Source organism: Actinoalloteichus caeruleus DSM 43889, from assembly GCF_000429185.2.
Taxonomy (GTDB): domain Bacteria; phylum Actinomycetota; class Actinomycetes; order Mycobacteriales; family Pseudonocardiaceae; genus Actinoalloteichus_B; species Actinoalloteichus_B caeruleus.
The window spans coordinates 3623576-3643102 of record NZ_AUBJ02000001.1 but is presented as its reverse complement, the minus strand read 5'-3'; the positions used below and the strand labels follow the sequence as shown (position 1 = coordinate 3643102).

Annotated in this window: 21 protein-coding genes; 8 read left to right on the top strand and 13 right to left on the bottom strand. The window is 74.4% G+C overall.

The window, feature by feature from the left end; all coding sequences use genetic code 11:
• Nucleotides 1-13: 13 nt before the first annotated feature.
• The 4 genes from G443_RS14145 to moaA all read right to left on the bottom strand — a co-directional run bounded on the left by G443_RS14145 (nucleotide 14) and on the right by moaA (nucleotide 3136).
• A complete protein-coding gene (locus tag G443_RS14145) occupies nucleotides 14-598 on the bottom strand; it encodes a TetR/AcrR family transcriptional regulator (protein WP_026417519.1) in 585 nt (194 codons plus the stop codon).
• Nucleotides 595-969: a DUF4267 domain-containing protein gene (locus G443_RS14140; protein WP_026417518.1), complete on the bottom strand. Its 375-nt coding sequence runs from the start codon at nucleotides 967-969 to the stop codon at nucleotides 595-597. Before G443_RS14140 ends, G443_RS14145 begins: the two co-directional genes overlap by 4 nt.
• A gap of 232 nt (nucleotides 970-1201) precedes the next feature.
• Nucleotides 1202-1843, bottom strand: coding sequence for an AAA family ATPase (locus tag G443_RS14135; RefSeq protein WP_081715217.1), 642 nt, complete (start codon nucleotides 1841-1843; stop codon nucleotides 1202-1204).
• Nucleotides 1844-2077: 234 nt separating this feature from the next.
• Nucleotides 2078-3136: a GTP 3',8-cyclase MoaA gene (moaA, locus tag G443_RS14130; RefSeq protein WP_081715216.1), complete on the bottom strand. Its 1059-nt coding sequence runs from the start codon at nucleotides 3134-3136 to the stop codon at nucleotides 2078-2080.
• Nucleotides 3137-3307: 171 nt separating this feature from the next.
• Between moaA and G443_RS14125 the strand changes: the two genes are divergently transcribed.
• The 3 genes from G443_RS14125 (at nucleotide 3308) to G443_RS14115 (ending at nucleotide 5154) form a co-directional block, all read left to right on the top strand.
• Nucleotides 3308-3874 carry a MarR family transcriptional regulator gene (locus tag G443_RS14125; protein ID WP_051313373.1) on the top strand — a complete coding sequence of 189 codons (567 nt, stop codon included), beginning with the start codon at nucleotides 3308-3310 and terminating at the stop codon, nucleotides 3872-3874.
• Complete coding sequence (locus G443_RS14120; protein WP_026417516.1) at nucleotides 3825-4229, top strand: TOBE domain-containing protein; 405 nt, start codon at nucleotides 3825-3827, stop codon at nucleotides 4227-4229. The genes G443_RS14125 and G443_RS14120 overlap by 50 nt, the downstream gene beginning before the upstream one ends.
• Nucleotides 4230-4395: 166 nt before the next feature.
• Nucleotides 4396-5154 (top strand): HAD-IIA family hydrolase, encoded by a 759-nt coding sequence (locus G443_RS14115; protein ID WP_211237461.1) that lies wholly within the window; start codon nucleotides 4396-4398, stop codon nucleotides 5152-5154.
• Nucleotides 5155-5202: 48 nt separating this feature from the next.
• On the opposite strand, the gene G443_RS14110 is transcribed toward G443_RS14115, so the two are convergent.
• From G443_RS14110 to G443_RS14100, 3 genes are all read right to left on the bottom strand, one after another.
• Nucleotides 5203-5982, bottom strand: a complete 780-nt coding sequence (locus G443_RS14110; RefSeq protein WP_026417514.1) for a PhzF family phenazine biosynthesis protein — start codon at nucleotides 5980-5982, stop codon at nucleotides 5203-5205.
• Between the two features lie 121 nt (nucleotides 5983-6103).
• On the bottom strand, nucleotides 6104-6781 hold the full coding sequence (locus tag G443_RS14105) for a TetR/AcrR family transcriptional regulator (RefSeq protein WP_162147267.1): 678 nt from the start codon (nucleotides 6779-6781) through the stop codon (nucleotides 6104-6106).
• A gap of 126 nt (nucleotides 6782-6907) precedes the next feature.
• Entirely contained in the window at nucleotides 6908-7129 is a 222-nt protein-coding gene (locus tag G443_RS14100) for a hypothetical protein (protein ID WP_026417513.1), read from the bottom strand.
• 276 nt (nucleotides 7130-7405) lie between these two features.
• On the opposite strand from G443_RS14100, the gene G443_RS14095 reads away from it, so the two are divergent.
• Nucleotides 7406-7792, top strand: coding sequence for a cold-shock protein (locus G443_RS14095; RefSeq protein WP_016700119.1), 387 nt, complete (start codon nucleotides 7406-7408; stop codon nucleotides 7790-7792).
• 187 nt (nucleotides 7793-7979) lie between these two features.
• On the opposite strand, the gene G443_RS14090 is transcribed toward G443_RS14095, so the two are convergent.
• Together G443_RS14090 and G443_RS14085 are read right to left on the bottom strand one after the other, a co-directional pair.
• Nucleotides 7980-8504 carry a DUF2771 family protein gene (locus G443_RS14090; RefSeq protein WP_245588682.1) on the bottom strand — a complete coding sequence of 175 codons (525 nt, stop codon included), beginning with the start codon at nucleotides 8502-8504 and terminating at the stop codon, nucleotides 7980-7982.
• Nucleotides 8505-8577: 73 nt separating this feature from the next.
• On the bottom strand, nucleotides 8578-9318 hold the full coding sequence (locus G443_RS14085) for a hypothetical protein (RefSeq protein WP_253860215.1): 741 nt from the start codon (nucleotides 9316-9318) through the stop codon (nucleotides 8578-8580).
• Between the two features lie 95 nt (nucleotides 9319-9413).
• Here G443_RS14085 and G443_RS14080 point away from each other — a divergent pair, with 95 nt between their 5' ends.
• Nucleotides 9414-9740, top strand: coding sequence for a hypothetical protein (locus G443_RS14080; protein WP_253860214.1), 327 nt, complete (start codon nucleotides 9414-9416; stop codon nucleotides 9738-9740).
• Nucleotides 9741-10665: 925 nt separating this feature from the next.
• Here the strand turns inward: G443_RS14080 and G443_RS14075 are convergent.
• On the bottom strand, nucleotides 10666-11412 hold the full coding sequence (locus G443_RS14075; protein WP_253860213.1) for an alpha/beta fold hydrolase: 747 nt from the start codon (nucleotides 11410-11412) through the stop codon (nucleotides 10666-10668).
• An 80-nt stretch (nucleotides 11413-11492) separates the two neighbouring features.
• On the opposite strand from G443_RS14075, the gene G443_RS14070 reads away from it, so the two are divergent.
• On the top strand, nucleotides 11493-12089 hold the full coding sequence (locus G443_RS14070) for a TetR/AcrR family transcriptional regulator (protein ID WP_026417510.1): 597 nt from the start codon (nucleotides 11493-11495) through the stop codon (nucleotides 12087-12089).
• A gap of 56 nt (nucleotides 12090-12145) precedes the next feature.
• Here G443_RS14070 and G443_RS14065 read toward each other — a convergent pair whose 3' ends face one another.
• Nucleotides 12146-13051: a glutaminyl-peptide cyclotransferase gene (locus tag G443_RS14065; protein WP_026417509.1), complete on the bottom strand. Its 906-nt coding sequence runs from the start codon at nucleotides 13049-13051 to the stop codon at nucleotides 12146-12148.
• A gap of 57 nt (nucleotides 13052-13108) precedes the next feature.
• On the opposite strand from G443_RS14065, the gene G443_RS14060 reads away from it, so the two are divergent.
• A complete protein-coding gene (locus G443_RS14060; protein WP_026417508.1) occupies nucleotides 13109-14242 on the top strand; it encodes a DUF3027 domain-containing protein in 1134 nt (377 codons plus the stop codon).
• Nucleotides 14239-17424: a sacsin N-terminal ATP-binding-like domain-containing protein gene (locus G443_RS14055; RefSeq protein WP_051313369.1), complete on the top strand. Its 3186-nt coding sequence runs from the start codon at nucleotides 14239-14241 to the stop codon at nucleotides 17422-17424. The genes G443_RS14060 and G443_RS14055 overlap by 4 nt, the downstream gene beginning before the upstream one ends.
• Nucleotides 17425-17547: 123 nt before the next feature.
• On the opposite strand, the gene G443_RS14050 is transcribed toward G443_RS14055, so the two are convergent.
• Together G443_RS14050 and G443_RS14045 are read right to left on the bottom strand one after the other, a co-directional pair.
• Nucleotides 17548-17847 (bottom strand): DUF2530 domain-containing protein, encoded by a 300-nt coding sequence (locus G443_RS14050; RefSeq protein WP_245588681.1) that lies wholly within the window; start codon nucleotides 17845-17847, stop codon nucleotides 17548-17550.
• 53 nt (nucleotides 17848-17900) lie between these two features.
• Nucleotides 17901-19397: an NCS2 family permease gene (locus tag G443_RS14045; protein WP_026417505.1), complete on the bottom strand. Its 1497-nt coding sequence runs from the start codon at nucleotides 19395-19397 to the stop codon at nucleotides 17901-17903.
• Nucleotides 19398-19527: the final 130 nt, after the last annotated feature.

Below are 19527 nucleotides of genomic sequence, written 5' to 3'. Positions count from 1 at the left end.
GGGGGCGCGCTCCTCATCCGTCGAGCAGGTGGCCGATCCGGCGCACGTGCTCCTCCACCCGGGTCTCGGGGATCCGGCCCGCGAGCAGCAGGGAGACGAGGCCGTGGCAACAGGCCCAGAAGAACTCGGTCACTCCGTCCGCGTCCTCCGACTGGTGTCCCCGTGCGACGAGCTCCCGCAGGGCGAGGAACGTCCGCCGGAGTTCCTCCGGGGTGTCGGCGGTCGCGAAGACCAGGCTCGTGGGCGCACCGAACATCACCTCGTACAGGCGGGGGCGGCGGCGGCCGAACTCGACGTAACGGCGGCACAGCCCCTCGAAGGGGCGGGCGCCCCCGGCGCGCGCGACGCTCTCGATCTCGCCGGTGAGGGTGTCGAAGCCCCGTCGGGCGATCGCCGCGACGAGGTCGTCCCGGCTGGCGAAGTGTTGATAGATGACGGGTTGGCTGTAGTCGATCGACCGGGCGACCCGACGGGTCGTCACCGCCTCCCAACCCTCGCCTTCGGCGATCGCCAGGGCGACGTCCATGATCTCGTGACGGCGAGCGAGCCGGCGGCGCTCCCTCGGGTCCGTCGGGGGCGGGTGCTCCTGGCCCGTCATGCGGCGCTCACCAGGAAGCCAGCGGCGATGAGCATCAACACGGCCGTCGCCCCATGGATCCCGTAGGCGGCGCTCCGGCGCCCGTCGGCGCGGAGCACCGTCACCGCGTCACCGATGGGAACGATGGTGAAGGCGGCGACGGTCCACCCCAGGGTGGCGGCCGGGGCGGTGAACAGCACCGTGAAGGCGACGACCCCGGTGGCGAGGTCGCGTACGCCCTTGAGGCGCAGCCAGGCCACGTCCCTGCCCTCCGGGACGGAGGGCAGGCCGAAGCTGGCCGCCATCGGGCGGGGCGCCAGGAGGTAGAGGACGCCGATCGTGAGGATGGCGAGTCCCGCGAGGGTGGCGATGGTGACACCAGCGGTGGCCACGCGGCTCCGATCTTTCACTGAAAGGGAATCTGTCGATGACAGTACCACGTGCCGCCGCCCGGCCGAGGATTTCCAGCGCCCCCAGCGCCCCCAGCGCCCCCAGCGCCCCAGCGCCCCAGCGCCCCCAGCGCCCCCAGCGCCCTCGGCGGGCGCCTGGCGGCGGGTCCCGACGCCGGACGTCGTCCCCTGGCGGCCCGGACGTGCCGTCGGTGACGCGCTGCCGGCCGACTGGTCAGGGGAGCGCCGGTGGGGACTCGGCCCGCTCCCCGTGCCCGGCCACCTCGCAGGGAGCCGGGCGCTGGTCGTGAACGCGTTCCAGGACGAAGTCGGCCCGCTCGGCGGGCGTCCCCCTCGGGACGAGCACCGTCTCGTAGCCGAGTTCGCGGTACACCGCCAGCATCACCTCGCAGGTCCGTTCCGCCTCCGCGTGGTCCTGCCTCCGCTCCGCGTCGTGGTGGAAGATCTCCGGCCAGTACGGGGTCACGAACACCAGGCGGTGGTAGGGGACCTCCCGCGCCGCCCGCTGGACGTGCGGCGGCACCCTCGCACCGGACAGCCGCAGGTAGCCGAGGACGTCCGGCGTGCCCCGGTCGAAGAAGACCGGTCCCGCCTCCTCGGCGGCGGCGCGGTACGAGCGGAGCTCCCAGCAGAGCATCAGCTCGGCGAACAGCGCGGGGTCCGCCCAGGGCAGTGCCGGTCCGCCCACCAGCACCTGGTCCTGGATGATCCCGCGCCCGGCCTCTCGTGTCACCGCCATCCCTCGGGCCGCCAGCTCGTCGAGGATCGTCGTCTTGCCCGACCCCGGCCCCCCGGTCAGGACGAAGAACCGTTCGTCGGGCGCTCCCCGCCCCGGGACACCTGTCGTGCTCCGCACTTCCTGTCCTCTCCTCCTCGGGGGCGAACGTCCTCGCCCGTCCCCCGCTCTTCCCGTCCGAGCGGCACGCTGGTGCCAGACGCGGCCGCGGGCGCCCTCCGCCCGCGCGTGCGTCCCGCCTGCGCGTCGCCGGCACTGCCGCTCAGGAGCGGAGGTGACAAGCACGGGAAACGGGAGACGGGAACACGGTGGAGCCCGCGCCGGGCCGTCATCCCCGACGGGCGTGGAGACGGCTCAGCCGCCGATGGCGCTCATCGGGCGCTGGGGCTGGACGAAGTCCTCGTCGTCGATCCCGTGGCCGGCGGGCTTCCCCCACATCGCCTCGCGCCAGGCCGCGGCGATGCCGTCGTCGTCGGCCCCCGCCCGGACCAGTGCCCGCAGATCAGTCTCCTCCTGGGAGAACAGGCACGACCGGAGCTGCCCGTCGGCCGTGAGCCTGGTGCGGTCGCACGCCCCGCAGAACGGTCGGGTGACGGACGCGATGACGCCCACGGTGCCGGGACCGCCGTCCACGAGCCACCGCTCGGCGGGCGTGGAACCCCGGTCGTCGGTGGCCGGCGTGAGCCGGACCGACTCGGAGAGCAGCTCCAGGATGCGGTCGGCCGTCACCATCGCCGACCGGTCCCACCCGTGCTGCGCGTCGAGCGGCATCTGTTCGATGAACCGGGGCTCGTACCCGTGGGCGAGGCAGAACCGGACCAACTCGACCGCCTCGTGCTCGTTGACCCCGGGGAGCAGGACCGCGTTGACCTTGACCGGACGCAGTCCGGCCTCCGCCGCCGAGGCGAGGCCGTCCAGGACGTCGGCGAGCCGGTCCCGCCGGGTGATGCGCCGGAACGTCTCCGGCCGCACCGAGTCGAGCGACACGTTCACCCGGTCCAGGCCGGCGGCGGCCAGCGCGGCCGCCCGGGACCGCAGCGAGATGCCGTTCGTCGTCAACGAGATCCCCGGCCTCGGACTCAGCGCGGCGGCGGCCGCCACGATCTCCTCCAGGTCCGGGCGCAGGAGGGGCTCCCCTCCGGTGAACCTCAGCTCCGTGACCCCGAGGCGCTCCACCGCGATCCGGACCAGCCGGACCACCTCCCGCGTGGTGAGCAGCTCCCGGGCGGGCAGCCAGTCCAGCCCCTCCGCCGGCATGCAGTAGTGGCAGCGCAGGTTGCACTTGTCGATCAGTGAGACCCGCAGGTCGGTGGCGACCCGTTGGTAACGGTCCACGAGTTCTGGTGTCCCGGGCCGGGGTGGCAGGTCCCGGGACCGGGGGACCCTCGGCATGCCCAGATCAACCGCCGTCATCTGTCCCAGCCTAGAGTGCGGCGGCGAAGCCGCCCGGGGAGCGGGCACCCGGAGCTGGGTCGGAGGGGTCGATCCGACGGGCGGTGGCCCGCCGGTTTACCATCCGCGGGTCAGCCGCCCGGTCGAGGACCGCCCACCGGGGACGGCCAGGAACACGCAGGCGAGGTGCCCATGTCCGAGCGCGCCGGGCGAGCGGCCAGGCTCGCGGAGCTGAGCCGCGAACTCGGAGCGGCGACCGCCCTGCTCCACGGTCGGCTCGCCGAACGACTCGGCCTGTCGCCGACCGCCTACAAGTGCCTCGACCTCGTCAGCCGCGCACCGGTACCCCTCAGCGCCGGGGAGATCGCCGAGGGAGTCGGGTTGTCCACGGGCGCGGTCACCGGTCTGCTCGACCGCCTCGAGGAAGCGGGGTACGTCGTCCGCGTCCCCGACCCGGACGACAGGAGGCGGGTCCGGGTCCGGCTCGCGCCCTCGCCGGTGCCCTCCGGGACCGTCGAGGCACTCGTCCCGTTCACCGAGGAGCTGGTCGCCGAGTACGGGGACGAGGAACTCGCGGTGATCGAGGACTACTGCCTGCGGATGATCGGCGCCGTCCGGGAGGCCATCGACGCCGGCGACGAGCGGGGCCTCGGCGCGCCGCGCGGCGGTGTGCCACGGCGGCCGGTCGGCCGCCGAGTAGTGTCGCGCCGTGCCGCTCTACCGCATCTCCGAGGCAGCCGGGCTCCTGGGGGTCAGTGACGACACCGTCCGCCGCTGGCTCGACTCCGGGCAGCTCGCCGGTGAGGTCGACGCCGCGGGTCGCAAGGTGGTGGACGGCGCGGTGCTCGCCGCCTTCGCGGGTTCCACGGCCCGCGCGGTGCCCGATCCCTCCGCCGTGGGTCGCTCGGCCCGCAACCGGTTCGTCGGCCTGGTCACCGACGTCGTCGCCGACACCGTGATGGCCAAGGTGGAGCTGGTGTGCGGGCCGCACCGGGTGGTGTCGCTGATGAGCACGGAGGCGGTCCGCGAGCTGGGGCTGGAACCCGGGGTGCTCGCCGTCGCCGTCGTCAAGTCGACCCACGTGGTGGTGGAGACGCCGCGGCCCCCGACGTGACCTCCGGCCGGAGAGCGCCGATCCCGGCGGACCGGCGGACCGGACGAGTCGGACACACCGGTAGCGCTGACGGTGCCTCCCGTTGCAGCATGTTTCGGTGAGCGAGGCAGCGAGCGTCCCCGAGTCCGTCCCGTCCGAGGAGCCGGCCTGGTCGTACCTGTTCGACATGGACGGCGTGCTGGTGCACGAGGAGCACCCGGTCCCGGGAGCCGGTGAGCTGCTCGCCGAGCTCACCGAGCGCGGGATCAGGTTCATGGTGCTCACCAACAACTCGATCCACACCCCCCGCGACCTCCGGGCCCGGCTGCTCGGCAACGGTCTCGACGTCCCCGAGGACGCGATCTGGACCTCCGCCCTGGCCACCGCGCAGTTCCTGGACGCCCAGCGGCCGGGCGGGTCCGCCTACGTGATCGGCGAGGCCGGGTTGACCACGGCCCTGCACAAGGTCGGGTACGTGCTCACCGACCGCGATCCCGACTACGTGGTGCTCGGGGAGACCAGGACCTACAGCTTCACCGCGATCACCAGGGCGGTGCGCCTGTTGGAGGCGGGTGCGAAGTTCATCGCGACCAACCCCGACTCGACCGGCCCGAGCCGGGAGGGGTCGCTGCCCGCGACCGGTGCCGTCGCGGCGCTGATGGAGCGGGCCAGCGGGCGGGCCCCCTACTACGTGGGCAAGCCCAACCCGCTGATGATGCGGTCCGCCCTGCGCGCACTGGGCACCCACTCGCAGAACACGTTGATGATCGGTGACCGGATGGACACCGACGTCCGGTCGGGCCTGGAGGCGGGCATGCCCACCATCCTCGTCCTCTCCGGGATCTCGGGCCGGGACACCGCCGAGGCCTACCCCTACCGACCGACCCGCATCATCGACACGGTGGCGGACCTGGTCGGCAGGTCGGCGGACCCGTTCCCCGGGTGACGGTCGCGGTCCTGGGGCCCGTGGGCGCTGGCCCGGCCCGGCCGGCGGTCAGGCGTACAGCGAGCCGCGGAGCACGGTGACCGCGCGGCCGCCGAGCCGGACCCGCTCACCCTCGAGCTCCAGGCGCACCCGCCCGCCCCGGGCGGAGACCTGCTCACCGAGCAGGGACGAGCGTCCCAGCCGCTCCGACCACCACCCGGCGAGGACGCAGTGCGCCGAGCCGGTCACCGGGTCCTCGGGGATCCCCTGTTTGGGGTAGAAGCACCGGCTCACGAAGTCGGCTTCGCCGGCCGTCTCCTCGGCAGTGAAGATCACCCCACGCCCCGGCAGGGACGCCAGCGCGGCGAGGTCCGGGCGCAGGGCGCGGACCTCGGCCGGCGACGCGACCTCCACCAGCAGGTCCTCCCGGCCCATGCCGATCCCGGTCACGGTGACCTCGGGGAGGCCGGTGGGCGGAACTCCGTCCACCCTGCTCGGCGGGTCGGCGGGGAAGTCCATCTCCACCCAGCCCCCACCCGTGGAGACGCAGCGCAGCTCGCCGCTGCGGGTGGTGAAGCGCTGGCTGCCACCGAGCACGTGAGCGGCGGCCAGTGTGGCGTGCCCGCACAGGTCCACCTCCGTCTCGGGGGTGAACCACCGCAGCGGGAGGGCTTCGTCCTGGTCCTCGGCCCCGATCTGCACGAAGGCCGTCTCCGAGTGCTTCAGTTCGGCGGCCACTGCCTGCATCCACTCCGGGTCCCGGAACCCGGGGAGGAGGACCACTCCGGCGGGATTACCGCTGAACGCCCGGTCACTGAAGGCGTCCACGAGGTATACGTCAACCGACATGGCGAGACCCTAGCGGGCCGACGCGCACCGGGTGGTCCTTTCGCGCGCAACTGGTTGGCAGTTCACGGCAGGTGGTTCCCGGTACGCCCAGTTCGCGAGGGGAGCACCCGCCGCGAGCGGGTCAGTTGCTCGCTCCACCCAGGTGGGAGGCCCGGGGGCCGCCCGGTTTGGCGATGCCCCTGGCCGGCCGGCGGCGCTGCGCGTGGGCGGACAGGTGCGGGGCGAGCAGGGTCGCCGCGATGGCCGTGACGGAGTCCGCGGCCTCGGCTGGACTGGAGCTGGGCAGCAACAGGTGGCTCAGCGTCAACCGGACGATGCTCTCGGCGTAGAAGACGGTGGCGGAGGGAGGCATCCTCGGCAGCTGCTGGCGGAGGTGCTTGCTGATCAGCTCCACGGCGGCCCGCAGCGTGACGCGGTCCGGCGCGTGGAGGAACGGGAAGAGGGCGGTGGCGTTGATCCCGGTGAGGATGGACGTCAACAGCGGGTCCTCGACCGTGCGGTCCAGCGTGTGCCGGACGGCGGCCTTCACCCCCGCCACGGGGTCGTCCGAGGCGGCGAGTACGGCGCCGACACCGTCGAGGTAGGCGTGCGCCCTGCTCAGGGCCACCGCGTGGGCGAGGGTTTCCTTGCCGCCGAACTCGTTGTAGACGGTCTGCCTGCTCACCCCCGCCGTCGCGGCGACGTCGCTCATCCGCAACTTGTGGAACCCGCGTTCGGTGAGGAGCTCGACCGCCCCCGCCAACAGGGTGTCCCGGAGCGACATCTTGACCCGAACGGGCAACCGGGTGGCCGAGTCCACGGAGATCATTCTTCCGGACAGCGCTTCGATGTCAATCGACCGGCGGAGTCGACGCCGACCACCCAGCCCGGGGCCGGAGGGAGCCGAGCTCCCCGGAGGGCAGGGCCCGGCCGGGACCGGCTCCGGTCATCGGGCGGACCGGCGGGTCCGCCGGGCCTGGAACAGCACCGCCACGACGCCGACCGCGAGGCCGACCGGGGTGAGCAGCGTCCCGACGTTCAGCCACACCGGCTGGTCCTGGTAGCCGAGGCCGTACCCGGCGAAGGTGCCCAGCACCGCCAGCAGGCCCACCGCGAACAGCACGAACGCTATCGGCAGGGCGATGCTCCGGGAGGACTTCGACGACATGAGGCTCACCTTACGCCGCGCCACGGGGCGGCCGGTAGCGAGGCGACCGCCGTCACCGGGGGAGGGGCGGGGGCAGTCGGGACCCAGGACGGCGGAACGGGCTCGACGTACCCCTTACGCTGGAGGGAGACGCGTCCTGGCTTGGGACCATGACGGCGGCGTACCGGTCGGTGCGATCCGCCATGATGCCTGGGTCCGGGCGCGTTCGTCGTGCCGGGGGAGACGAACCCAGTGCACCGGAACGACATCCATCGACGACAGGGAACGGTGAGGACAGTGCCGAGCGGCAGGGTCAAGTGGTACGACGCGGAGAAGGGCTTCGGCTTCGTGACCCAGGACGGGGGCGAGGACGTCTACGTTCGCGCGTCCGCCCTCCCGCCGGGGGTGGAGGCGCTCAAGACCGGCCAGCGGGTGGAGTTCGGCATGGCCGAGGGCCGCCGAGGTCCGCAGGCGCTGTCGGTCAAGCTGCTCGACGCGCCCCCTTCGGTGGCCGAGGCGCGGCGGCGTCCCGCCGAGGAGCTGCACGGCCTCATCGAGGACATGATCAAGCTGCTGGAGGCGAAGGTCCAGCCGGAGCTGCGCCGGGGCCGCTACCCGGACCGGCGGAACACCAAGCGGATCGCCGAGGTGGTGCGGGCGGTCGCCCGCGAACTGGAGCCCTGACGCCGTCCCGGCGGAGCCCGGTGCCGGTCGCGTGGCCGAGGGGGCGCCACCCGCCGGAACGGGCACCGCTGGTTCGGGGCGCGGCCTCGCCGCCGGCGGGACACGGGTGAGCCGGTGGACGTCCCCCGGTGCGAGGGCAGGCGGTGTCCTCGTCAGCCGGTCGGCCTCGTCGCCGGCCACCCCCCCGTCAGCGGTCGTCCACCGAGAGCACCCAGGTGCCGCGCGTGATGAATCCGACGCCCCCCTCGGGGTCCTCGACCAGCACCGCGCTGAACTCCTGGATCTCCACGGTCTCCAGTTGGGCCGCGTCATCGGGGAGCCGCAGCGTGTACGCCTGGCGTTCCCCTGGCGGGAAAACGGGGCTGCGGGCCTCCACCTCCTCGCCGTCCTCCCGGTAGCGGAAGGTCACCTGCCACGGGGCGTCCCCCACCTCGCCGGGCACCGACACCTGGAGCGGGTACCCCGGCGGTACCCGCAGCTCCGCCACCGCCTCCGGGTCGACCGAGCACTCCTCGATCAGCACGTCGCAGTGCTGGGCGGGTCCGGTCCGGGCCGTCTCGCCCGCCGCGTAGAAGGAGACGGCCGGCACCGTCGGACTCGCGCAGCCCGCGACGGCGAGCCCTGCCAGTCCTGCGGCCCCCACGGCGCGGAGCCGCCGTCCCGTTCGTCCGCCGCCTCGCCCGGCCCGTGTCCTCAGCTCCCTGATGCGCACGGCTGGAGCTTACGGTGCGGTTCCGGGCGGACCGCCCACCCGGCGGGGGCGGGGGCCACCGGGAACCCGTCGATCAGCCGTCGCCTCCGGGGCCGGCTCGACCCGGCGGCGTCCCCGCCTCGTTCGCCGGAGGGGGGTGGTCCGGCCCGGCGCCGGACCCGGGGCCCACCGGTGGACCGGCGGCCAGGAACGGCAGCGGGCTCCGCCCCCGTCCGATCAGGATGGTCTGGGTGAGCCCGACCGCCACGAGGACCGACAGCACCGCGAACCCGACCCAGTAGGTGGGCGGCAACAGCAGCCCCAGCGCGCCACCGGACACCCAGCTCAGCTGGAGCACGGTCTCCGACCGCCCGAACGCCGACGCCCGGGCCTCCTCCGGTAGCTCCCGTTGCAGCAGCGAGTCCAGGCTGACCTTCGCCAGCGCGCTGGCTGTCGCTCCGACGAGGGCGACCAGCAGGGCGGTGGGGTAGCCGGCGGCGATCGCCGCGAGCGCGGTGCTGGCCAGCGCGGCGCCCACCACACCGATGACCACCTGGTCGGGTCGGCTCATCCGGATCCGGCTGCCCACGGCGTTGCCCAGCAGGTTGCCCAGGCCGGCCGCTCCCGCGAGGAGCGCCAGCATGAGCACGTGCATCCCCGCGGTGTCGTCCGTCGCCTGGATGGCGAAGGCGGCGAAGAACGTCAGGAAGCCGGTCAACAGGCGCGCGGTCCCGGCGCCCCAGAGACCCAGCACCACCAGGCGGCCCAGGGGCTGTCGCGCACCGCCCGGCCGGGCGCCGAGGGTGGCCCGCACCTCCCCGTCGGTGTTCTCCACCCAGGCGGGGACGCGGAGGCACAGCGCCGTCCCCCGACCGCGAGCAGCGCGGCCCACCAGAGCGCCCGCCGGAGCCGAACAGCGCGACCAGTCCGGTGGCCAGCGCACCGGCGACCGCTCCGGCCGCCAACCCGAAGATCGTCAGGCGGGAGTTGGTGCGCACCAGGGAGACCTCGGCGGGGAGGACCCGGGGCGTCACCGCTCCCCGGAGCACGCCGAACGACTTGGACATGATCACGCAGCCCAACGCGGCCGGGTACAGCACCCAGCCGTCGGGGTTCAGGGCGATCACCACGACGAGCAGGGCCCGGGCCGCGAAGGACGCCCCCAGCGCGTACCGCCTGCCCTGCTGGATCCGGTCCAGTGCCGGCCCGACCACCGGAGCGACCACCGCGAACGGGGCCACCGTGATCAGCAGGTAGAGGGCCACCATGCCCCTGCTCTCGCCGGGGGCCGCCGAGAAGAACAAGGTGTTGGCCAGCGCGACCGCGATGGCGGCGTCCACGGCGACGTTCGCCATCACCGCGTAGGTGAGGCGGTCCAGCCCCGTCCGCGCCGCCCCGTCGGCGTGCGCGGCCCGCCAGAAGAGGTCCACCGCGTGCAGGGAGAGCTGACGGGCCCGGTACAGGGCGACCCGGGTCACGGTGAGCTTCCTCGGCGGCGGTCCGCCGTCGCGGAGCGGGCGGGTGTCACCACCCCGCCGGCCATCCCGCTCGGGTCCGGAGCCGGGTGGCGGTGGTGGGGTGAGGCGCCGCGTGGGGTCCTCGTCCCTGGTTCCGGCCCCCTCCGCCGCCGGATCACCCGGTGCGGGCGGGTTCGGCTGAGCCCGTGGGTGCTCCTCCGCTGGCCGGGGGCCGCCCCACCCCGGGTGCCGCACCGGCGCGGTGTGCCGTTCGGTCGGCCCGCCGTGGAGTCCCTGGTCCGGCGCGCGCGCGGGGCGGTCGACCGGTGGGGGGATGGAGGGCTGGTCGGTCCACCCCCGCCGTGGCCGACGTCCCCACCGGGTGCGGGCCCCGTGCGGGGAGTCCTGTTCCGGGGGCGGTGGTGGTGGCGGAACGTGCTGTTCACCAACCCAACGACGCTTGCGCCCCAACCCTCCCGACCTCCTCGCGTGTCGGAGTTCCGGTGGCGGGAACGACTCCCACCGGAACCCATCCTGCACCAGGACGACGCACGACGGGGGCGGTACCGCCGTCGCGGTCGGCCGGGGTCGTCCCCGTCGCCGCGAGGGAGGGGAGATCCGTGCCTGGAGTCCACCCGCGCGGTCCGCACGGCTCGGTGTGGAGCGGCCGGTGTGGCCTCTGCGAGGTGCCGCCGTGGACGTCCGAGCTCAGAGCAGCGTGCCGATCAGCCGGCCCAGCGCCACGGGGTCCTCGGCGTGGGCGAGGTGCCCGTGTCCGGGGAGGAGGGTGGTGCGCGACAGCGGCAGCAGGTCGGCGACCCGCTCGAAGGCGTCGCCGTAGGGCGGGCGCCCCTGCTGTGCTCACCGAGGACGAGGTCGGCGGCGAGGCCGGACCAGGCGGCGTCGGGGCGGAACCGGTTCAGCGCGGCGTGTTCCTCGGGAAGGGGAGCGGCGAGTTCCCGGAGCCGTGCCCAGGCCGGCGTGCCGCGCAGGGCCGCCACCCGCTCGCGCGGTAGGCGCGCGATGTCCACGTTGACGATCTCCACCCTGGTGTCGAGGTCGGCGCCGCGCAGCGCGGGCAGGACGTGCTCGGCGAAGGGCGCGAGCACCGGTTCGTAGGCCACGACGCCGAGGACCCGGTCGTCGAGCGCCGCCGCCTCCAGGGCGATGGTGGCTCCGTAGCTCCACCCCACGAGCCGAACCGGGCTCGCCAGCTCGTCGACCCAGGCGAGGAGGTCGGCCACCTCGGTGCGCGTGGAGTAGTCCTCCCCGAGCGGTCCGCTGCGGCCACGCCCACGCCGGTCGAGGACGAGCGTGGGCTCGGGACGGCCGAACGCCCCGGCCACGGGGAGGAAGTCGCGGGCCTCGGCCAGCACCCCCGGGACGACGACGAGGGGCGGCCCTTGCCCGGCCCGCCACCGGCCGTGGAGCCGCGCTCCGGCGCGGTGGACGAGACGGGACTCCCAGCGCATCGGCCCTCCAATTCTGGAGTGGTCATTCCAGAATTGGAGGGTAGTCGGCGCCCTCGCTCCGCTCAAGCAGAATCCCGGGCATGGGCACACCGGGACGCGGGCGACGACGCGGCTTCGACCGGGACGAGGCGCTGCTGACCGCCACCCGGTTGTTCTGGGAACGCGGCTACGACGGCACCTCCCTCGCCGACCTGACGGGCGCGATGGGGATCTCCCCGTCCAGCTTCTACGCGGCCTTCGGCGACAAACGCACGGTGTTCGCCGAGGCCGTCCTCGGGTACATGCGGCGTTACACGGCCATCTACGTCGACGCGGCCGGTGAGCCCACCGCGCGCGCGGCGGTGGAACGGCTGCTCCGGGACTCCGTGGACGAGTTCACCGACGAGGACCGGCCGATGGGCTGCCTCACCGTCAGCGCCGCCATGACCGGCGGCGCCGACACCATCGACGTGCGCAGGACCCTGGAGGAACAGCAGGTCGCCCTGACCGCCGTCGTCCGGGAACGCATCGAGCGGGACCTGGCCTCCGGCGCGCTGGGCGCCGAGGTGGACCCCGAGGCCTGGACGGAGTGGGTGCGGGTGGTCTGGGAGGGCCTGTCCAACCAGGCGAACGCGGGCACCCCACGGGAACGGCTGCACGAGGTCGTCACGCTCGCCCTGCGTGCCTGGCCGAGCTGACGGAGCGGGAGGGGCGGGGAGGGGGGAACCACCGGTGGCGGGGGCACTCGCCTGCCTCAGCCGTCGACGAACCGCACCCGGAACATCGACGGCCACAGCTTCCCCGTGATCAGGAACTCGTCGGTCCCCGGCAGCGCCGCGATCCCGTTCAACACGTCCACGCCCGCCTGCTCCTCCGGAGGTAGGAGGCCGGAGGCGTCCACGACGTCGGTGACAGCGCCCGTCCCCGGGTCGATGCGGAGGATGTCCTCGCTGAACCAGACGTTCGCCCAGACCCCGCCGTCGACGCACTCCAACTCGTTGAGGTTCCGCTGCGGTGCCCCCGCGTTCGTGACCGCCACCGAGCCGAGTTCGGCGAAGGTCTCCGGGTCGCGGAAGGTCAGGACGTCGGTGCCGTCGCTCATCACGAGCCGATCACCGTCGTGGCAGATCCCCCAGCCCTCCCCGGCGTACTCGACGCGGTCCAGCTCCCGCAGGGTGTGCCGGTCCCGGAGCAACGCGGTGCCGTCCTGCCACGTGAGCTGCCACAACCGGTCGTCCACCACCGTGATGCCCTCGCCGAACAGCGGTGGCGGCAGGTCCTCGTGGGCCAGTCGTTCGCCGGTGCCCAGATCGGTGGCGCGGACCCAGGACGACCCGACCCGCCCGGTCGCCTCGTAGAGCACGCCGTCGGCGACCTCCAGCCCCTGGGTGAACGCGGTGACGTCGTGGGGCAGGACTTCGATGACGTCGACGGCCAGCCGCTGTGGGACGCTGCCACCGTGCGTGACGTCCTGCTCGGCCTGGTTGACAAAGTCCTCGGAGGAACCCGCGTCCTGCTCTTCGGCAGGCGGGAAGCAGGCGGCGAGGACGAGCACGGGGGCGACGAGCAGGCCGAGGACGGCTCGGCGCGGGCGGGCGCCACGACCGACCCGTCCGGGGCCGAGGGGCCGCGCACGGGGGACCGGGCGAAAGCGCACCATGACACCCTGGCACGGGAGCGGGGAGATCAAAAGGCGTCGGGCACAATTGACGCCGTGATGTCAACTCCCACGCCCTACGACGCCGATGTTGACACCGCCTCTGACCAGGAGGAACCGGTCGAGGCGCGTGAACCAGCCCCCGAGCTCGCGGCGGCGGTCGACCTGGCTTGGGAGGCCGCCCAGCAGGAGGCGGGCAGCGAGGTCGTCGGTCAGCACGTCGACGTCCTCGCGGAGGACGACTCCGCCGCCACCCACCTGTTCGCGGCCACACACCCCGGCTACGTCGGCTGGCGCTGGGCCGTGACCCTCGCCCACGCGGGCCCGGGCAGCCCGGTGACGGTGAGCGAGGTCGTGCTGCTGCCCGGCCCCGACGCGCTGGTCGCCCCCGAGTGGCTGCCCTGGGACCAGCGGGTCCGCGCCGGCGACCTCGGCGTCGGTGACCTGTTGCCGACCCCTGCGGACGATCCCCGGCTGGTACCCGGCTACCTCGCCAGCGACGACCCCGCCATCGAGGACGTCGCCAGGGAACTCGGCCTCGGTCGGCACCGCGTGCTGGGCAGGCACGGCCGGGTCGAGATCGCCGAACGGTGGGTCTCCGGTGAGTTCGGCCCCGACAGCGACATGGCCAAGAGCGCCCCGGGGAACTGCGGGACCTGCGGTTTCTACCTCCCCCTCGACGGCTCCCTCGGAGCGGCCTTCGGTGCGTGCGGCAACGAGCTCGCCCCGGCCGACAGCCGGGTCGTGCACGTCGAGTACGGCTGCGGAGCGCACTCCGAGGCGGAGGGTGGCGGTACCTCCCCGGTGCCCATCGCCGAGGTCGTCTACGACGACGCCGGCGTCGACCTCATCCCGGTGGGGACGGTGAACCGCATCGCCGAGGGCGAGCGCCGTCCCACGAAGACCTCCGCCGGACCCGCCGCCGCCGGGGAGCCGAGCGACCCGGCGCCGGAGCTGGCCGGCCCCACCGCCCCGGCCAGCCAGGACGAGGGCACCCCCGACACCACGACGGCCGGGAGCCCGGTCGCCGACGGCGCGGGCGAGGCTCACGGGGAGGGTGCGGCGGCGGGGAACGCCCCGGCCGACGCGGAGGCCCCCGCCCCGGTGGACGAGCGGGACCAGGAGGAGACCGCGCCCGCTCCCCGCGCCCGCCGCCGCCGACGGTCCTCCCCGGGGTCCGGTCAGCAGCGGTGACCGGACGGCCGGCCGACCAGGCGTCCGACCCGGACGACCCCTTCGGCACGGGACGCATCCGGGCCGCCGTCCTCGGGGCCTGGCGCTCGTCCCGCACCCGGTTCCGGGAGGACGCCAACAGCGAGGAGGACCTCCGGTACGGCGGGTACCGGGACCGCGTCGCGGTCGAGCTGGCCCAGAACGCGGCGGATGCCGCCCTGGAGGCGGGAGTTCCCGGGGAACTCCTGGTGACCATCGCCGAGGGCGGCGCCGGCCCGGAACTGCGGGTGGCGAACACCGGTCGCCCGCTGGACGCGCGGGGAGTCGAGGCCCTCTCCTCGCTGCGGGCCTCGACGAAGGCCATCAGCCCCGAGGCGACGTCCGGCAGGTTCGGCGTGGGGTTCGCGGCGGTCCTCGCCGTGACCGAGGAACCCCGGATCGTCTCCAGGGACGGCGGGGTGCGGTTCAGCGCCGCGGCGACGCGCTCCGAGATCACCGCCATCCCCGACCTCGCCGACCTCGTCGCGGCCAGGGACGGCGCGGTCCCAGTCCTCCGGTTGCCCTGGCCGGCGCCGCCCGGCGAACCGGGCCCACCCGCCGGGTTCACCACCGAGGTGCGGCTCCCGCTGGCCCCGGGAGTGGACGGGGAGGCGCTGCTCGCGGTATTCCGGGACCAGGCCGAGGACCTGCTGCTCGCCCTGCCCGGCCTGCGGCGCGTCCGGGTCGGTGCCGACGACTGGTCGTGCGAGGAGACACCACTGGCCCCGCCGGCGCCCGGCCCCCACCCAGGCGACGCCGCGGCACCCCACCCGCCCCCCGCGCTCTCCAGGATCGTGGTGCGGACCCCGGACGGGGCCCGGCGGTGGTTGGTGGCCAGCGCGAGCGGGGAACTGCGCGTGGAGCCGACCGCACTGGGCGTCGAGTCCCGCCGCACCGACTGGTCCGTGCGCTGGGCGGTCCCCACGACCACCCAGGGCACCCCGGACCCGCTGTCCGAGGACGTGCTGCACGCCCCGACCGGGACCGACGAGGCCACCTCCCTGCCGGCCCGCCTGCTCGCCGACGTCCCGCTCGAACCGTCCCGCCGCCGGGTGCTCCCCGGACCGGTCACGGATGCCGTGCTGGCCGAGGCCGCTCGCGCCTACCCCGCCCTGCTCCTCGCGGCCGAGGGGTCGGACCGGACCGAACTGGTGCCACGACCAGGGTTCCCCCGGTCCGACGTGGACTCCGCGCTCCGGGAGGGCGTCCTCACCGCGCTCCGCGCCGAGCAGTGGTTGCCCTCGGCTGACGGGCGGCGGGTGGCGCCAACCGGAGCACGCGTGTTCCCTGACCTCGATGCGGAGCTGGGGGTCGCGCTCGCCCCGCTGCTCCCAGGACTGGTGGCCCCCTCGGTGTCGCACCGGAGGGCGGCCAGCGCGCTGGCCGCCCTCGGGGTCGAGCGGGTCAGCCCCGCCGACGTGGTCGAGGAGCTGGCCGGGATCGCCCGACCGCCGTCCTGGTGGCGTTCCCTCTACACGGCGCTCTCGGCGCGGCTCGCCGAGGATCCGGACCGGCGGGAAGCGCTGGGCGGACTGCCCGTCCCCCTCGTCGACGGCCGCACCGCCACCGGCCCCCGCGACGTCCTCCTCCCGGCCCCCGGGCTGGTGGACGCCGAGGAACTCGCCGAAGCGGAGATCACCGGCCTGCGGCTGGCGCACCCCGAGGTCGACCACCCGCTGCTGCGCGAGTTGGGCGCGAGGGAGGCCGGCCCCGCCGAGCTGCTGGATTCCGAGCCACTCAGGGCCGCGGTGGACCGCAGCCTGGATGACGCGGACGCCGGGATCGACGTGGCTTCCCGCGCCGACCTGGTCCTCCGCCTTGTCGCCGAATCGGGCGGGAGCGGGACCAGACCGTGGTTGGCCGCGCTCGCCCTGCCCACCGAGGACGGCGACTGGGCCCGAGCCGACGAGGTGGTGCTGCCGGGTTCGCCGCTGCGCGCGGTGCTGGCCGAGGACTCCCCCCTGGCCACGCTCGACGCGGCGTTCGCCGACCGGTGGCCGGCCCCCGTGCTGGTCGAGATCGGGGTGCTGGAGACCTTCGCCGTCCTCCACGACGAGCACCCCACCGGACCCGACCACGACCTCGCGGACGAGGAGGAGTGGTGGGACGCCGCCGGCGCCGAGGACGACGGTCCCCGTGAGCTGATCGCCGTCCGGGACCTCGACCTCGTCGACGACCACGAGTGGCCCTCGGCGTTGCGGTTGCTGCGAGCCCGCCCCGACACCTGGCGAGCCGTCACCGCGACCGGCTACACGAGTTGGTGGCTGGCCAGGCACGCCCTGCTGGCGGGCCGCCCGCCCCGCGAGTGGCGGCTGGACTCGGCCACCGCGCTCGCCGGCCTCCACGACCCCGTGCCCGACCTCGGTCTGGCCGGGGAGCACGGCGGGGTCACCCTCGACCCCGTGGCGGTGACAGAACTGCTGGTCGCCGCCGGCGTGCGCGCGGGACTGCGGGTCGAGGACGCCGAGGACGCCGAGGACCTGCTCGGGCGGCTCGGGGACCGGGGGCGGGACGTGTCCGAGGGGGTGGCCCTGCGGGCGCACGCCGAGCTGGCCGTCGCCGTGCGCTCCGGGCGGGTGAGCCCGGAGGACGTCGATCCGCCCGACCACGTCCGCTCGCTGACCGGCGGCTGCGTTCCGGCGGACGAGGCGGTCGTCCTGGACGGTCCGTGGTTCCTGGCGGTCGCCGACGCGGCGCGGCTGGTCGCGGCCGGTGGCGACGGCCGGCCGGAGAACGGCTCCTCATGGCCCGGTGGCGCGGGGGCCGGCACCGGCGTGGCCACCGGGTGGGCGAGTGGCGAGGACCTGGCCAGGCTGTTGGACCTGCCGCTGGCCTCGGAGCTGTGGGGCGCCGAACCGGTCGGTGCCGGCCGGCCGGCCGAGCTGGCCCGGCTGGCCGGGGGCGCGGCGGTGGCCGACCTGCTCGCGTTGCCCGGCGAGGGGGAGGGAGCCCCGGTCGTGCTGGTGCACGACGGCCTGGAGGTGGTGTGCGAGGGCCGCCGGCACCAGGTGCCGTGGTGGGTCGACGGCACGGGGCGGGCGCACGCCACGGACACTCCCCGGGCACTGGCGGCGGCGCTGGCCTGGAACACCGGGCAGTGGTCCCACCGCCACCTGCTCGCCGCGCTGCTGGTCGCACCCACCACCGCCACGCTGCTCGGCTGACCGGGCGGACCGGGAGTGCCACCCGGGCGAGCCGGCGCAGCGGGCCGCTCACCGGCCTCGTCGGGCCGCCCCCCGACGACCGCTCGGAGGGGCGCGGACCGGATCCGGTCTCAGGACCCGGTCTCAGGCACCGACCTGGGCGGTGCGGGAGCCCCGTTGCCGGGCCCGCCGCTGCCACCACATCACCCCGTAGCCCATCAGCCCCAGCACCGATCCGGACAGCGCGGTCCAGACCAGGGTGGACAGCTCGGCGGAGGTCGTCAGGTTGAGCACGAGGAGGACCAGGAAGGCCAGGGCCCACAGGGCCGTGCCCACCAGGACGACCGGATCGGACCGAGCCAGCCGCTCGCTGAGTGGGGGCAGGTCCTTCCACCGCGAGGGCGGACCCCCCTGGTGCTCATCGTTCCCGTGCGACTCGGCCACGACCGCCAGATTACGCCCGAACCGCCGGCCGAGGTGACGCCCGGGTGGCCGGGTCAGCCGCCGAAGGCCGCCTGCAACGGGCCGACGGCGAAGTAGGCGACGAACGCCGCCGCCACCACCCACAACAACGGGTGGATCGACCGGGCCTTGCCGGTGGCGGCCCGGATCAGCACGTAGCTGACGAAGCCCACGCCGATCCCGTTGGCGATCGAGTAGGTGAAGGGCATCACCACGATGGTGAGGAACGCCGGCAGCGCGACACCGAAGTCGGTGAAGTCGATGTGCCGCACCTGGCCGATCATCATGGCCCCGACCACCACCAGCGCGGGGGCGGCCGCCTCGATCGGCACCACCTGGTACAGCGGGGTCAGGAACATCGCGGCCAGGAAGAGCAGGCCGGTCACGATGTTCGCCAACCCGGTCCTGGCGCCCTCCGCGATGCCCGCCGCCGACTCCACGAAGACGGTGTTGGACGACGCGGAGCCGGCGCCGCCGGCCACCGCGCCCACACCCTCGACGAACAGGGCTCGACCGACGCCGGGCAGCTGGCCCTTGTCGTCCATCAGGTCGCCTTCCTTGCCCAGGCCGGTCATGGTGCCCATCGCGTCGAAGAAGTTCGCGAGGACCAGCGTGAAGACCAGCAGGCTGACGGTGATGGCGGGCAGCCTGGTCCAGGCGCCGAAGGAGACGTCGCCGACGAGTGACAGGTCCGGCAGGGACAGCCACTGCTCGGGCAGGCCCGGGTAGCTCAGGTTCCAACCCGTCGGGTTGTCCGGACCGCCGCGGCCGGCTCCGGTGAGCCACTCGGTGACGACCGACAGCACGGTGCCGCCGAGGACGCCCAGCAGGATCGCGCCCTTGACGCGCCGGGCCACCAGCACGCCGGTGAGGATCAGGCCGACGACGAACACCGCCGTCGGCCAGGAGGCGATGGAGCCGTCGATCCCGAGCCCGACCGGCACCGTGGTGCCCGCCTCGTCGGGTATCCGGCGCACGAAGCCGGAGTCGACGAGCCCGATGAAGCAGATGAAGGCGCCGATGCCGGCGGCGATCGCCGCCTTGAGCGGAGCGGGGACCGCGTTGAACACGGCGGTGCGGAAGCCGGTCGCCACCAGCACCAGGATGATCAGGCCGTCGATCACCACCAACCCCATCGCCTCCGGCCACGTCATCTGCGGAGCGATGGTGACCGCGACGAGGGTGTTGATCCCCAGGCCGGCCGCCAGGCCGAACGGGTAGTTGGCGACGAGCCCGAAGAGGATCGTCATCACCCCCGCGACCAGGGCGGTGGCCGCCGCGACCTGGGGGACCGTGAGGATGTCGCCGTTGACGTCCACCTTGGCGCCGGGGTCGTCGGCCGAGAAGCTGCCGAGGATCAGCGGGTTGAGGACGATGATGTAGGCCATCGTGACGAAGGTGACCAGGCCACCCCGCATCTCCCGGGACACGGAGGAACCGCGTTCGGAGATCTTGAAGAACCGGTCGAGCCGGGACCTGCCCGGGGGCTCGGACGAGTTCTGGACGGTGGTGCCGTCACCGTTGCTGGACATGGTGCTCCCGTACTGGACTGGATCGGTAGGCGCGACGGCGCGCGCGACCGCGTCGTCGGGCGCCTCGTCGGGGACGCGGGGGTGGCGGGTCGGGACGTGGCCTCGCCCACCCGGGCGCCCGGCTCCGTCG